General features: G+C 68.2%; 13 protein-coding genes and 1 pseudogene. 10 read left to right on the forward strand and 4 right to left on the reverse strand.

Going from position 1 to position 13,710, the window contains the following annotated elements; translation table 11 throughout:
- The first annotated feature begins 323 nt into the window (after positions 1–323).
- On the forward strand, positions 324–530 hold the full coding sequence (locus tag JWS14_RS50115) for a hypothetical protein (protein WP_241031399.1): 207 nt from the start codon (positions 324–326) through the stop codon (positions 528–530).
- Positions 523–876 carry a helix-turn-helix domain-containing protein gene (locus JWS14_RS18515; protein WP_072945033.1) on the forward strand — a complete coding sequence of 118 codons (354 nt, stop codon included), beginning with the start codon at positions 523–525 and terminating at the stop codon, positions 874–876. The genes JWS14_RS50115 and JWS14_RS18515 overlap by 8 nt, the downstream gene beginning before the upstream one ends.
- A 297-nt stretch (positions 877–1,173) precedes the next feature.
- Here the strand turns inward: JWS14_RS18515 and speB are convergent, their stop codons facing one another.
- Positions 1,174–2,190, reverse strand: coding sequence for an agmatinase (speB, locus tag JWS14_RS18520; RefSeq protein ID WP_072945031.1), 1,017 nt, complete (start codon positions 2,188–2,190; stop codon positions 1,174–1,176).
- Positions 2,191–2,298: 108 nt separating this feature from the next.
- Between speB and JWS14_RS18525 the strand changes: the two genes are divergently transcribed.
- The 4 genes from JWS14_RS18525 to JWS14_RS18540 all read left to right on the forward strand — a co-directional run bounded on the left by JWS14_RS18525 (position 2,299) and on the right by JWS14_RS18540 (position 6,952).
- A complete protein-coding gene (locus JWS14_RS18525) occupies positions 2,299–2,919 on the forward strand; it encodes a helix-turn-helix domain-containing protein (RefSeq protein WP_072945029.1) in 621 nt (206 codons plus the stop codon).
- 93 nt (positions 2,920–3,012) lie between these two features.
- A complete protein-coding gene (locus JWS14_RS18530) occupies positions 3,013–4,470 on the forward strand; it encodes an amino acid permease (protein ID WP_206014025.1) in 1,458 nt (485 codons plus the stop codon).
- The gene (locus JWS14_RS18535; RefSeq protein WP_206014026.1) at positions 4,467–5,267 is read left to right on the forward strand and encodes a carbon-nitrogen hydrolase family protein; all 801 of its coding nucleotides are present in this window, start codon (positions 4,467–4,469) and stop codon (positions 5,265–5,267) included. The genes JWS14_RS18530 and JWS14_RS18535 overlap by 4 nt, the downstream gene beginning before the upstream one ends.
- Entirely contained in the window at positions 5,264–6,952 is a 1,689-nt protein-coding gene (locus JWS14_RS18540; RefSeq protein ID WP_206014027.1) for a flavin monoamine oxidase family protein, read from the forward strand. Before JWS14_RS18535 ends, JWS14_RS18540 begins: the two co-directional genes overlap by 4 nt.
- A 52-nt stretch (positions 6,953–7,004) precedes the next feature.
- Here JWS14_RS18540 and ggh read toward each other — a convergent pair whose 3' ends face one another.
- The 3 genes and pseudogenes from ggh to JWS14_RS18555 form a co-directional block, all read right to left on the reverse strand.
- Entirely contained in the window at positions 7,005–8,342 is a 1,338-nt protein-coding gene (gene ggh, locus JWS14_RS18545) for a glucosylglycerate hydrolase (protein WP_206014028.1), read from the reverse strand.
- Between the two features lie 66 nt (positions 8,343–8,408).
- A complete protein-coding gene (locus JWS14_RS18550) occupies positions 8,409–8,732 on the reverse strand; it encodes a ribbon-helix-helix domain-containing protein (RefSeq protein ID WP_072945113.1) in 324 nt (107 codons plus the stop codon).
- Between the two features lie 189 nt (positions 8,733–8,921).
- Positions 8,922–9,740: pseudogene (locus tag JWS14_RS18555) on the reverse strand (class I SAM-dependent methyltransferase); the annotation flags it as partial.
- A gap of 235 nt (positions 9,741–9,975) precedes the next feature.
- Between JWS14_RS18555 and JWS14_RS18560 the strand changes: the two are divergent.
- From JWS14_RS18560 to JWS14_RS18575, 4 genes are read left to right on the forward strand one after another with little or no spacing between them, the layout of a single operon-like run.
- Complete coding sequence (locus JWS14_RS18560) at positions 9,976–10,182, forward strand: heavy-metal-associated domain-containing protein (RefSeq protein ID WP_095865340.1); 207 nt, start codon at positions 9,976–9,978, stop codon at positions 10,180–10,182.
- A 30-nt stretch (positions 10,183–10,212) separates the two neighbouring features.
- Positions 10,213–11,103: a hypothetical protein gene (locus JWS14_RS18565; protein WP_095865341.1), complete on the forward strand. Its 891-nt coding sequence runs from the start codon at positions 10,213–10,215 to the stop codon at positions 11,101–11,103.
- Positions 11,103–13,373, forward strand: coding sequence for a heavy metal translocating P-type ATPase (locus tag JWS14_RS18570; RefSeq protein ID WP_206014029.1), 2,271 nt, complete (start codon positions 11,103–11,105; stop codon positions 13,371–13,373). Before JWS14_RS18565 ends, JWS14_RS18570 begins: the two co-directional genes overlap by 1 nt.
- A complete protein-coding gene (locus tag JWS14_RS18575) occupies positions 13,370–13,684 on the forward strand; it encodes a metal-sensitive transcriptional regulator (protein WP_206014030.1) in 315 nt (104 codons plus the stop codon). The genes JWS14_RS18570 and JWS14_RS18575 overlap by 4 nt, the downstream gene beginning before the upstream one ends.
- Positions 13,685–13,710: the final 26 nt, after the last annotated feature.

The raw sequence follows: 13,710 nt of genomic DNA on the forward strand, positions 1-13,710 counted from the left end.
GGCTTTTGCGCGAGCACGAAGCCGCCGAATTGCGGCTCGGACTCGACCCCTTCCGGATCTCTGGACGTCGCTCGAGACTGCTCTGCATTCCATTGACGGACTATTCCATCAATGGAATGCTCTGTGGGTGATCGTCGACATGCCGGAAGACTTCTTCGCCTACCTCGATCGCCTCGAGGAGCAGGCGGAGCGTGGGGACGCTCACGCGGTGCAGGTGTTGGCACATGTGACGGCCGCGTTGGCGGATCTGGCCGCACTGGAGGAACCACCATCGGTGGATCTGCCAGGATTGAAGCGGGTGCGTCAGTCCAGGCGGGTATCCGGTGTGGCGGACCTCGCACCCGTTCGACGAGGGTGTCGCGGTCCGGGTGATCTGCTGGTTCCCGCTGGGCACCGACGTCGTGGTGGTGGCGCTGTTCGCGGGGGACAAGGCGCAGATGGGGGATGTGTTCTACAACAGCGTCGGTTCTCGTGCCGATGCGGCGATCGAGCAGTGGCTCTTCGAAACCCGAGGTGAGGATCATGACTGACAAGCGCACGTTCAGGCGGGCGAACGAGAGGATCGCAGAGCTGACGGCGCACTCCGCCATCACCAGTGAGGTGGAGCGTGTCCGTGCGGAGACGGCGGAAATGAACCGGGTCTACGTGCAGACTCTCGCCGACATCCGTAGGGCCGGTGATCTCACGCAGACCGAGGTGGCGAAAGTGCTCGGCGTGGAGCAGGCGGCGGTGTCGAAGATCGAGCGGCGCGACGACTTGCTCCTCTCGACGCTGCGGCAGTACCTAGCGGCGACCGGGGCCGAGCATCCGCGGATCGTCGTGGAGAAGAATGGGATCGAGGTCAGCCTGGACCTGGACACCTTCTCGGGCACATAGCCGTGCAGTTTGTGGCGAGGTTCTCCTTACACATACGTTGGCCCCCGCGCCTGCCTCGAACAAGCAACTCGAATTAGTCCAACACGGTGAGTCCGTCCCGCGGGGACGCGTCTTGGACCATTACTCTCGCCGTCTGACGAAAAGGCGAAAGCGGCAGTGCTGCAACCCTGGCCAGACGAACATCTCGGCGAACGAGTACGGCGTGGCGACGGGTATGGAATGCGCTTTTCGCACCGTTCGAGTACCCGACCGGATTGCCCCGGTTGACGCTCGCGCGATTGACCGGGGCCGGCGGCGTCACTTCGTCACATACGCCGCCTGCCGGAGTGCCTCGCCGCGGCCTGCCCGTCCGGGAGCCGACGACGCGTTGATCGCGAGCACCGACAGCAACTCGTACGCGACGTGCGCTGCCGCGATGCCGGTGATCTCGGCGTGGTCGTATGCGGGCGCGACCTCCACGATGTCGGCGCCGACCACATTGAGGCCGACGAGTCCGCGCAGCGTGTTCAGCAGTTCGCGGGACGTCATGCCGCCGGCCTCGGGTGTGCCGGTGCCCGGCGCGTGCGCGGGATCGAGGACGTCGATGTCCACGGACACGTAGACCGGACCGCCGTCGAGCCGTCGACGCATCCGTTCGACGATGCTGGCGACGCCGTCCACCTCGTAGTCGTCGGACCGGATGACCTGGAAGCCGAGAACGGCGTCGTCCTCGAGGTCCTTCTTGCTGTACAGCGGGCCGCGGATGCCGATGTGCTGCGACCGCTCGAGGTCGATCAGCCCCTCCTCACTGGCCCGCCGGAACGGGGTGCCGTGCGTGAAGGGGGCGCCGAAGTAGGTGTCCCACGTGTCGAGGTGCGCATCGAAGTGCAGGACGGCGATCGGACCGTGGTCGCGGGCGAGGGAACGCAGGATCGGCAGGGCGATGGTGTGGTCGCCGCCGAGCGTCAGCACGGTCGAGCCGTCCTTGCGCAGGTCGGTGACGGCACCGTCGACGGTGGCCAGGGCTTCCTGGATGTCGAACGGATTGACGCCGATGTCACCGAAGTCGGCGACCTGCTGCGCACCGAAGGGGTGCACGTCGAGTGCGGGGTTGTACGGGCGCAGGAGCTTCGACGCGGCGCGGATGTGGCCGGGGCCGAAGCGTGCGCCGGGACGGTAGCTCACGCCGGAGTCGAACGGAACACCCAGCACCGTGACGTCGGCGCGGGAAACCTCGTCGAGCCGGGGGAGGCGGGCGAACGTGCTGGGTTCGGCGTAGCGCGGGGTGCGGGTCGCGTCGACGGGGCCCTTTATTGCGTCGTGGTCTGTAGTCATCGGAATCCTTCGGTGTGTGCCGGAGACGTGGCTTCGTCGTATCGTTTCCTTGGAACGCATTCTTGTCAACACCTGTTTCCTATACGAGACACAACGAAGGATCGATGCATGGCGAACGACCTCGCAACCGAAGGTGCGTCGGGCGTCGACGCGCCCAGGATCGGCCCCCGGCTCAAGGCGGCCCGGCAGGCACAGCGCCTCACGCTCGACGAACTTGCCGCGAGCTGCGGCATCACCAAGGGCTACCTGTCGAAGATCGAGCGGGACCACGCGAGCGCGTCCGTCGCCACGCTGGTGCGGATCTGCGCCGCCCTGAACATTCCCGTCGGGTCGCTGTTCGAGAGCTCCGCCGCAGGTGAGGTGGTACGCGCCGACGCCTACCCGCCGATCAGCTTCGGCGGGGAGCGCATGGCCGAGTTCCTGTTGACCCCGTTTGGTGAGCGCCGCGTCCAGTCGCTCCTGAGCCGGATCGAACCCGGCGGCGGGAGCGGCTCGGAAACGTACGAACTGCCGGTCGACGTCGCCTTCGTCTACGTCGTGTCGGGCGAGATCTGCATTTCCTTCAACGGCCCGGGGGCAGGCGAGGACGTGTCGCTCGCGACCGGGGACGCGTTCACCTTCTCCCCGCAGTTGCCGCACAGCTTCCGCGCGCTCGGCGACGACACCGCGACCGTTCTGTGGATTCTGGCCCCAGCACTACCGGACGATGTCCGGCCCACCTCCCGCTAGGAAACCGTCAAGCGGTTTAGGAAACATGTGTTGACAGTCACGGCTCGCCCGTTCATTGTTGTGCGCATCACTCCACCGCTCAGGAGCTCAACGTTGGACATCACCAAGATTTCTCCGCGCCCGCCCGGACTCGCCGGCGCACTGCGCGCCCGCAAATCGGTCGACGCTATCGTGGCGCGCAACGACCAAGAACCCGGTCACGGTCTCAAGAGGTCGATGGGCCTGGTGCACCTCACCGCACTGAGCATCGGTGCGTCGCTGGGCACGGGCATCTTCGTCATCCTCGGCGAGGCGACACCCAAGGCCGGCCCCGCCGTCGTCCTCGCCTTCGTGCTCGCGGCGTTCACCGCCCTCTTCTCCGCCCTCTCCTACGCCGAACTCGCGGGCAGCATCCCCGTCTCCGGCAGCTCCTACTCGTACACCTACGCGACGATGGGCGAACTGTTCGCATGGATCTGCGGCTGGTGCCTGATGCTCGAGTACGGTGTCTCGGTCGCGGCCGTCGCCGTCGGCTGGGGCGAGTACATCAACGAACTACTCCACGGCATGTTCGGCATCGCGCTCCCCGCCGCGATCAGCGAATCACCGGGAGCAGGCGGCATCGTCAACGTGCCCGCCATCGTCATCGTGCTCGTTGCGGTGGTCCTGCTGACCCGGGGGGCGTCGGAGAGCGCCCTGGTGAACACGGTCATGGTGGCCCTGAAGATCCTCGTGCTCGTGTTCTTCTGCGCGGTCGCGTTCACCGCGTTCCGCGCCGGGAACTTCGCACCGTTCATTCCCCTCGGCGCGGCGGGCGTGACGGCCGCGGCGTCCCAGGTGTTCTTCGCCTACATCGGGTTCGACGCCGCGTCGACCGCCGGCGACGAGGCGAAGAACGCGAAGCGCGACCTTCCCCGCGCCATTATCCTCTCGCTCCTGATCGTCACGATCCTCTACTGCCTGGTCGCGATCGCGGCCGTCGGGGCGATGCCGTGGCAGGACATCGCCGGTGAGGGCGCCGCGCTCGCGACCATCCTGAATGCCGCGACCACCAGCACCTGGCCCGCCATCTTCCTGTCCGCGGGCGCGGTGATCGCCATCGCCAGCGTCGTCCTCGCCGTGATGTACGGACAGACCCGCATTCTGTACGCGATGTCGCTCGACGGTCTCGTGCCGCGGATCTTCTCCCGCGTCAGCCCGCGCACCCGGGTGCCCGTCGTCAACATCGTCGTCGTCGGCGCCATCGTGTCCGCGCTCGCCGGGTTCGTGCCGCTGGGCGAACTGGCCGACGCGACGAGCATCGGCTCGCTGTTCGCGTTCATGCTCGTCAACATAGCCGTGATCATCCTGCGCCGCCGCCACCCCGACCTGCACCGCAGTTTCCGGACCCCGCTGTTCCCGCTGATGCCGGTCCTCGGCGTGGTGTTCTGCGCGCTGCTGCTGTTCGGCCTCGGCGTCTCGACGTGGGTGGCGTTCGCGCTGTGGATGGCGGTCGGGCTCGCGATCTACTTCGCCTACGGCGTCCGCAAGTCCGAACTCCGCAGCAGGCCGGAAGAGGTCGAGGCGCGATGAGGGCGGCACTGTTCCAAGGTCCCGAACTGTCCTTCGACGTCGCGGCGAACCTCTCCGCCATCGCCTCCGCCGCGCAGAGCGCGGCCGCATCCGGGGCGTCCATCCTGGTCTGCCCGGAAATGGCGGTCACCGGCTACAACATCGGATCCCTCATCGCTGAGCGGGCCGAACCCGCGGACGGACCGATCGCGGCACGGATCGCGGAGATCGCTCGCGAGTCCGGGATCACCGTCGTCTACGGCTACCCCGAGGCGGACGCGGGCGTCGTCTACAACAGCGTGCAGGCTCTCGATCCGTCCGGAACGTCGCTGGCGAACTACCGCAAGACGCACCTGTTCGGCGAACTCGACCGGTCGCACTTCGCGGCCGGCGACGAATTGGTGGTCCAGTTCGACCACGACGGCATCCGGTGCGGACTCCTGATCTGCTACGACGTCGAGTTCCCGGAAGCCGTTCGCGCCCATGCCGACCGGGGAACCCAGTGGCTTGTCGTCCCCACCGGTCTGATGAGTCCGTACGAATTCATCGCGGAGAGCGTCGTCCCCACCCGGGCCTACGAGAGCCAGATGTTCGTCACGTACGTCAACCGGTGCGGCACCGAAACCGACCTCGACTACTGCGGGTCCAGTTGCGCGGTCGCACCCGACGGCACCGAACTCGCCCGGGCGGGCCGCCACGAAGAACTGGCTGTCGTCGACCTCGAACTCGACGTCCTCCACCGATCCCGCCGTGAGAACACCCATCTCGACGACCGACGCGTCGACCTCTACCCCTTCCCGCAGGAGAAGACTTCATGACGATCCCCGTCACCCCGGACAGCACCGCCACGGACACCGACGTCCCGCCGCTGACGATGTTCGGTCCCGATTTCCCTTTCGCTTACGACGACTACGTCACCCACCCGTCGGGCCTCGGTGCGGTGCCCGCCGACCGGCACGGCACCGAGGTGGCGGTCATCGGCGGCGGACTGTCGGGCATGGTCACCGCGTACGAGCTGATGAAGTTGGGCCTGAAACCGATTGTCTACGAGGCGGATCAGATCGGTGGCCGGATGCGGTCGCAGCCGTTCGAGGGCCACCCGGGTGTGGTGGCCGAGATGGGCGCGATGCGGTTCCCACCGTCGTCGACCACCCTGTTCCACTACCTCGACGCCACCGGGCTGCGGACCGAGGCGTTCCCCAACCCGCTCGCCGACGCCACCCCCAGCACGGTCATCGACCTCAAGGGCGAAACCTATTACGCGCAGCACCTCGACGATCTGCCGCCCGTGTTCCGGGAGGTCTCCGACGCGTGGCAGCGCACCCTCGAGGACCACGCCGAACTGATCCCGCTCCAGCAGGCGATCCGCGATCGCGACACCGCCGAACTCAAGCGGATCTGGAACGACCTCGTGGTCCGGCTGGACGATCAGACGTTCTACGGCTTCCTCGCGTCGTCCAAGCACTTCGCGTCGTTCCGGCACCGGGAAGTGTTCGGGCAGGTCGGTTTCGGAACAGGCGGCTGGGACACCGATTTCCCCAATTCGATCCTCGAGATCCTGCGCGTCGTGATCACCGCCGCCGACGACCACCACCGCGGCATCGTCGGCGGGTCGCAGCAACTGCCGCTGCACCTGTGGACGGACACCCCGTCGGGGATGGCGCACTGGCCGGACGGCACGTCGGTGCGCTCGCTGAACGGCGGGGAAACCCGTCCCCGCGTCACGGAGGTCCGGCGCACCGCACCGCACCAGGTGACGGTCACCGACTCGTCCGGTGAGATCCGCACCTACCCGGCCGCCGTCTTCACCGCGCAGAGTTGGATGCTGCTCAACAACATTCACTGCGACGACGACCTGTTCCCGATCGACCACTGGACCGCCATCGAACGCACCCACTACATGGGTTCGACGAAGGTGTTCGCCCTCGTGGACCGTCCATTCTGGAAGGACAAGGACCCGGTCACCGGCCGCGACCTCGTCAGCATGACGCTGACCGACCGGATGAGCCGCGGCACCTACCTCCTCGACCACGGCGACGACAAGCCCGGCCTGATCTGCCTGTCCTACACGTGGTCCGACGATTCGCTCAAACTCCTGCCGCTCGACGCGACCGAGCGGATGAACCTCATGATCAAGTCGCTCGAGGAGATCTACCCGGGCGTCGACTTCCGCAGTCACATCATCTCGACACCCGTCACGCTGTCGTGGGAGACCGAGCGCGACTTCATGGGCGCGTTCAAGGCGAACCTGCCCGGCCACTACCGGTACCAGGAGCGGCTGTTCAGCCATTTCGTGCAGGACGAACTCGACCCGCGGCATCGCGGCATCTTCCTGGCCGGCGACGACATCTCGTGGACCGCGGGCTGGGCGGAGGGCGCCGTGCAGACCGCGCTCAACGCCGTCTGGGGAGTGATGCACCACCTCGGCGGCGCCGCCCCGGCCGACAACCCCGGACCCGGCGACCGGTACGCCGAACTCGGTCCGATCCGCTTGTGCGACTAGCGCCCGTGAGTACTTATTAACCACGGGTGGTTAATAAGTACTCACGGGGGCGTCAGCCCAGCCAGTCCAGAACCGCAGCGGCCGTCCACGACTGCTGCATGCTGCCGAGGGGCTGCCCGGTGAACGGCTCGTAGTATTCGGCGAAGCTGCCGTCGCTGGCCTGCCGCAGCCCCTCGGACCGCAGCAGGTGCGAGCGCTCGGCCCACCCGCGGCGGGCGAACGCCCAGGAGAACAGCCACGTCATCACCGGCCACACCGGACCGCGCCAGTATTCGCGCGGGCGGAAGTCGCCCGACACCGGCGACGTCGACGGCGGCACGGCGTACCGAAGGTCGGGGTGGCCGCAGAATTTCGGCCCCTCGAACGTGCGGAGGAGGGCGCGTTCGGCGTCGCGGCTCAGGCCGCCGCACAGCAGGGGAGAGAACATGGCGAGGGTTTCGGTGGAAATCCACCGGCCGCTGCGCAGATCGAAATCGCGTGCCGCCCCGGACCGTTCGTCTGTGGTCGTGAGGACGCCCTGCCGGAACCGGGCCGCCCACCCGTGCAGTTCCCGAACATCGGAGTTCGGCATCGAATGTTCCTCACCGATGGTCGCGAGCACCTCGCACGCCATCGAGAACACGGCGCTGACGAACACGTCCTCCACGGCGAAGCTCATGGCGGTGGCCAGTTCCGCGTCGTCGTAGCGGACGGTCTTCATCTCCTCGAGCAGCCACAGGTAGCGGTCGTATTCGCCGTTCGACGGCCGCTGTCCCGTGTCGGCGACGTGGGACAGGTCCTCGCGCAGATATGCGGGCATCGCCCCGGCCACGACGTTGGCGTACGAGTGGTCCCAGCGCGGCGAATTGTCCATCCCGGATTCCCAGCCGTGGTACAGCGCGATCCGGCCGTTGCCGTCGAGGTCGCGGGCGTGGGCGAGCCAGCGGTGCCAGCGCACGAGGTCGGGCCAGCGCCGGTCGAGGAACTCCTCGGCGACGGCGCGGGTGCTGCGACCGTGCCTGCGCGAGTGGTCGAGGATGCGCTGCACGGCGATGGCGTGCACGGGCGGCTGGGTGATCCCCGACGTCTGGGTGCCGCTCGGCGCGTGCGCCGCGAGGGTCCCGCACTCCCACCGCCCGGGGCCGGGGAAGTATCCGTCGACGCCGTTCGCGAACACGATGTGCGGGATCATCCCGTTCTTCCACTGCGCCGACAGCAGGGTGTCGAGTTCGACGACGGCCCGCTCCACGCTCAGCGGCGCCAGTCCGACCGCGACGAACGCGGCGTCCCAACTCCACATGTGCGGGTACAGGCGCGGCGCGGCGCTCGTCATCGTGCCGAGGTCGTTGCCGCGAAGCAGGTACGCGGCACGTGCCGCGAGCTGTGTGGGGGTGAATCCGCGGTCCGCCATTGCACCATTCTGCTGCGGGTCGGCCCACACCGCTCGTCGGATGGGGTTCAGGGGCGCGGTCTAGACCTAGCCGGAGTGCGCCTCGAGGTACTCCTCGACCGCCTCGCGCATGACGTCGCTGGGCTTCCTGTGCTGATTCTCGGCGAAGCGATCGAGTCTCTCACTCAACGGACGCGGCAGCCGGACCTGCCGGCGAGGCGATTCGCCGCTCACACCATCGGCCTGCCCCAAGGACGGACGGCCCGCCCCGACCCGGTCCAGCAACTCCCTGCCGTCTGCGGCAGCGTCCTGGCCTCTCTTTGCGGTTGCGGAGTTCTCGGGCAACTTCATGTCACGCTCCGCCCACTCGGCGAGCCGGCCGAAATCGGGCTCCTCGTTTTCAGTGTTCATCTGTGTCATCCCTCCGGGTATGTTGCGCTGCGGTCACCTCTTCAGCGGCCCACATTCGGTCGGCCCCACACTAATTTTGTACGACATAATTGGTCGACCGCATCTATAACATGGCGCGCCTGGAGCACTAAGCCTGCAATCGAGAGTGCGAGCGTCCACGTGCGTGCACTCAGCCGGCGAATCCGCGGCGAATCCGCACAGAGTCAGCGTCGGGCGCGAGTCGCGCAGCGGCCGTAGATCCGACAGCCGGCGGAGGAAAGCCGAACCCCACAGGCCCCGGCCGAGCGGTAACGCGACCTCGCGGGTGAATGCGACGTCCGGGACCCGTGCGGGCAGTTCCGCGGCCTCGCCTGCGGAGAGGTGGAACGGCATCGGCGGGACGGTGTAGTCGCCGTGGATCCGCAGTCCCTTCTGCGTCTTGCGGCTGAACCATCTCGGCACCGAATCGAACATCATCCGGCCACCGGGGAATCGCCGGGCGCAGTCGCCGATCAGGGACAGCGACTCGTCGGGCGGCAGATACATCAGCAGGCCCTCCGCCGAGACGAACACACCCCGGCCGGTGTCGACGTGGTCCATCCACGACCGGTCCAGCGCGGACACCGCGAGGGTGGTGACGTTCGGCTCGTCCGGCAACAGTTGCCTGCGCAGCGCGACCACCTCGGGCAGGTCGATCGACACCCACCGGACGTCGGGGTCGCCGATCCGCCAGTAGCTGGTCTGCAAGCCCTCGCCGAGCGCGACGACGGTTCCGTCGGGATGGGCGGCGAGGAATGCCCGGATCTCGTCGTCGAACGCCTGCGCGCGCAGGGCGTGGGATTGACCGGGTTTCCCGAAGTTCTCGTACGGATAGTCGAGGGTCTCGTAGAGCTTCACGGCGAGCGGGTCCTCGAACGCGGTGTCCGGGCGCGCCGCCTCGACGGCGCGGTTGCGGAGCGTCCACATCATCGTCGCGGGCACACCGGTCAGGGTGGTGGCGTCCACCCGCTTCCGGCCGTCGTCAGGCATTCCGCACCGGGTCGGGGTTCTCGGCGAGCGGTGTGCGGCGCAGCGTCTGGGTGCGCAACGTGTCCATCGACATTGCCAGGCTCCGTTCCCGGTGAGATCCGGTACACCACTCAATCACCTTTTCGGGCCCGCGTGGGCGAGGAACACCGACTCGGCACACGCTTGCGGGAATACGGTAGGGGGGTATGGTAGTTCTCAGAGAAGACATCGATACCCCGAAGAGAGGCGAACCCCCGTGAGCACCTCCAGCGTCACCGTCACCGGCATGACCTGCGACCACTGCGTGTCCTCGGTCACCGAGGAGATCAGCGAACTCCCCGGCGTCACCGCCGTGAACGTCGATCTGGCCACCGGCACGGTCGTCATCGAGAGCACCACCGACCTCGACCCGGGCGCCCTCGCGGATGCCGTCGCGGAAGCCGGGTACTCAGTCGCCGGCTGAGCCGGCAAACTCCAGCACAGGAGCCCCATCATGAACGCAACCGGCAAGTTCGCCGGATTCACCGTCGGCCTCGTCGTGATCTTCGGTGCCGCGCTCGCCCTCGGGTCGGTTGCCGGCCCGGACGTGGCCGAGCCCGCCGCGCACACGGCCGGGGACGACGGGCACGGCGCGGCGGGTCATGACGCCGTCGCCGACTCGACGCCGGGCGGACTGTCGCCGACGGCGGACGGCTACACCCTCGAACTGGCATCCGACCAGGTCGCCGCCGGTGCCGCGGTCCCGGTGCAGTTCCGGATCACGAATCCCTCGGGGGTATCCGTCACGGACTACACCCCGGAGCACGAGAAACTGCTGCACCTGATCGTCGTCCGCCGCGACCTCGCCGGGTTCCAGCACGTGCACCCGACGCTCGACGCGACCGGAACGTGGAGCGTCCCCCTCGACCTCACCCGCGGCGGCGACTACCGCGTGTTCGCGGACTTCACCCCGGCGGGCGGAGAGGGCGTCACCCTTGGCACCGACCTGCGCGTGGCCGGCACCTACGACCCACAGGAACTGCCCGCACCCGCGCCGACCACCATCGTGGACGGCTACACCGTCACACTCGACGGCACGCTGCGACCGGGCGAGACGTCGAACGTCACCCTCTCGGTGAGCCGCGACGGATTACCCGTCACCGATCTGCAGCCGTACCTCGGTGCATACGGTCACCTGGTGGCGCTGCGCACCGCCGACCTCGGCTACCTGCACGTCCACCCCGACGGACATCCCGGCGACGGCGTCACCGCGGCCGGTCCCGGGATCGACTTCGCCGTCACCGCACCCAGCGCGGGCGACTACCGGCTGTTCCTGGACTTCCAGCACGCCGGCGTCGTCCACACCGCGGAATTCACCGCCACCGCCGGACCGGAGGAGAAGTGATGACCCACGCGGCCGACATCGCGGCACCGCCCGATTCCCAGATCGAACTGGCCATCGGCGGGATGACGTGCGCGTCGTGCGCCAACCGCATCGAGCGCAAGCTGAACAAGCTCGACGGCGTCACCGCGACCGTCAACTACGCGACGGAGAAGGCCCGCGTCCACTACGACGCCGCCGACGTCTCGCCTGAGGACCTCGTCGCGACGGTGGAGCAGGCCGGATACACGGCGCGACTGCCCGAGGTGAAGCCCCCGGCTCCGGAGGAAGAGGACCCGGCGGCGGGACTGCGGCAGCGGCTGCTCGTGTCGGCGGTGCTGACGGTCCCCGTCATCGCGATGGCGATGATCCCGGCGCTGCAGTTCACCAACTGGCAGTGGCTGTCGCTCACGCTCGCGGCCCCGGTCGTGGTGTGGGGTGCGTGGCCGTTCCACCAGGCCGCGTGGACGAATCTGCGGCACGGCACGGCGACCATGGACACGCTGGTGTCGATGGGCACGCTGGCCGCGTTCGGCTGGTCGCTGTACGCGCTGTTCTGGGGCACCGCCGGCATGCCGGGGATGACGCACCCGTTCGAGCTGACGATCGCGCGGGTCGACGGCACCGGCAACATCTATCTGGAGGCCGCGGCGGGCGTCACCACGTTCATCCTCGCCGGCCGCTATTTCGAGGCCCGCGCCAAGCGGCGGGCCGGTGCGGCGCTGCGGGCGCTGCTCGAGCTGGGCGCCAAGGAAGTGTCGGTGCTGCGGGACGGCACCGAGCAGCTGATCGGGATCGACCAGCTCGACGTCGGTGACCTGTTCGTGGTCCGCCCCGGCGAGAAGATCGCCACCGACGGCGTCGTCGTCGAGGGCTCGTCGGCGGTGGACGCGTCGATGCTGACCGGCGAATCCGTGCCCGTCGAGGTCTCGCCCGACTCCGAGGTGGCCGGCGCGACGGTCAACGTCGGCGGCCGGATCGTGGTTCGTGCCAGCCGAATCGGAGCCGACACCCAGCTCGCGCAGATGGCGTGGATGGTCGAGGACGCGCAGACCGGCAAGGCCGAGGTGCAGCGCCTGGCCGACCGGATCTCCGGCATCTTCGTCCCGATCGTGATCGCGTTGTCGGTCGCGACCCTCGGCTTCTGGATCGGAACCGGCGGTGCGGTCGCCGCCGCGTTCACCGCCGCCGTCGCCGTCCTGATCATCGCGTGCCCGTGCGCGCTCGGACTCGCCACCCCGACCGCCCTCATGGTCGGCACCGGACGGGGCGCCCAGCTGGGCATCCTGATCAAGGGCCCCGAGGTTCTGGAATCGACCCGGCGCGTCGACACCGTAGTGGTCGACAAGACCGGCACCGTCACCACCGGCACGATGTCGCTGCACGACGTGATCGCCGCCGACGGTCAGGACGAGGAACAGGTTCTCCGGTTCGCCGGGGCACTCGAGGACGCGTCCGAGCACCCCATCGCCCGGGCGATCACCCGCGGCGCGAAGGAGCGACTGACGACCCTCCCCGACGTCGAACAGTTCACCAACGTCGCGGGACTCGGCGTCCAGGGCATGATCGACGGTCACGCGGTGGTCATCGGCCGCGCGAAACTGCTCCGCGACTGGTCGCTGCACCTCACCACCGAACTCCAGCGGGTCGTCGAGGCGGCGGAGGCGGACGGCAAGACCGCGGTCGGGATCGGCTGGGACGGACAGGCGCGGGGCGTGCTCGTCGTCGCCGACACCGTCAAGCCGACGTCCCGCGAGGCGGTGGCGCAGTTCCGGGAACTCGGCCTCACGCCGATCATGCTCACCGGCGACAACAAGTCCGCGGCCCGGGCCATCGCCGATCAGGTCGGCATCGGCGAGGTGATCGCGGAGGTGCTGCCGCAGGACAAGGTGGACGTGGTCAAGCGTCTGCAGGCCGAGGGCAAGGTGGTCGCGATGGTCGGCGACGGAGTCAACGACGCCGCCGCGCTCGCGCAGGCCGACCTCGGTCTCGCCATGGGCACCGGCACGGACGTGGCCATCGAGGCCAGCGACCTCACCCTGGTCCGCGGCGACCTCCGGGCCGCCGCCGACGCGATCCGGTTGTCGCGCAGAACGTTGAGCACGATCAAGGGAAACCTGTTCTGGGCCTTCGCCTACAACGTCGCGGCGCTGCCACTGGCGGCGGCGGGCCTGCTCAACCCCATGCTGGCCGGTGCCGCCATGGCATTCTCTTCGGTGTTCGTCGTGAGCAACAGCCTGCGACTGCGCCGGTTCCAACCCCTGACCACTCCCACCCGAGGGGAACAATCATGACCGAGCAACCGCACACCGGTACCGAATCCGGCCACGGATACATCAGCGCCAAGGACGACTACCTCAAGCGACTGCGCCGCATCGAGGGCCAGGCGCGGGGTCTGCAGCGGATGGTCGAGGACGAGAAGTACTGCATCGACATCCTCACCCAGGTCTCGGCGATGACCAAGGCGCTGCAGGCGGTGGCGCTGGGTCTGCTCGAAGACCACATCAGCCATTGTGTCGTCGACGCCGCCGTCGCGGGCGGCTCCGAGGCGGACGCGAAGATCAAGGAAGCCACCGACGCCATCGCACGACTGGTGCGTTCCTGAAAACCTGACCACGAGAGCAGCTTCCG

This window comes from Rhodococcus koreensis, from assembly GCF_017068375.1.
Classification (GTDB): domain Bacteria; phylum Actinomycetota; class Actinomycetes; order Mycobacteriales; family Mycobacteriaceae; genus Rhodococcus_F; species Rhodococcus_F koreensis.

Excerpts from the sequence above, each read along its gene's own strand:
- JWS14_RS18515 (WP_072945033.1), top strand. The coding sequence starts at position 523 with ATGACTGACAAGCGCACGTTCAGGCGGGCGAACGAGAGGATCGCAGAG.
- speB (WP_072945031.1), bottom strand. The coding sequence starts at position 2,190 with ATGACTACAGACCACGACGCAATAAAGGGCCCCGTCGACGCGACCCGC.
- JWS14_RS18525 (WP_072945029.1), top strand. The coding sequence starts at position 2,299 with ATGGCGAACGACCTCGCAACCGAAGGTGCGTCGGGCGTCGACGCGCCC.
- JWS14_RS18535 (WP_206014026.1), top strand. The coding sequence starts at position 4,467 with ATGAGGGCGGCACTGTTCCAAGGTCCCGAACTGTCCTTCGACGTCGCG.
- JWS14_RS18540 (WP_206014027.1), top strand. The coding sequence starts at position 5,264 with ATGACGATCCCCGTCACCCCGGACAGCACCGCCACGGACACCGACGTC.
- ggh (WP_206014028.1), bottom strand. The coding sequence starts at position 8,342 with ATGGCGGACCGCGGATTCACCCCCACACAGCTCGCGGCACGTGCCGCG.
- JWS14_RS18550 (WP_072945113.1), bottom strand. The coding sequence starts at position 8,732 with ATGAACACTGAAAACGAGGAGCCCGATTTCGGCCGGCTCGCCGAGTGG.
- JWS14_RS18565 (WP_095865341.1), top strand. The coding sequence starts at position 10,213 with ATGAACGCAACCGGCAAGTTCGCCGGATTCACCGTCGGCCTCGTCGTG.
- JWS14_RS18570 (WP_206014029.1), top strand. The coding sequence starts at position 11,103 with ATGACCCACGCGGCCGACATCGCGGCACCGCCCGATTCCCAGATCGAA.
- JWS14_RS18575 (WP_206014030.1), top strand. The coding sequence starts at position 13,370 with ATGACCGAGCAACCGCACACCGGTACCGAATCCGGCCACGGATACATC.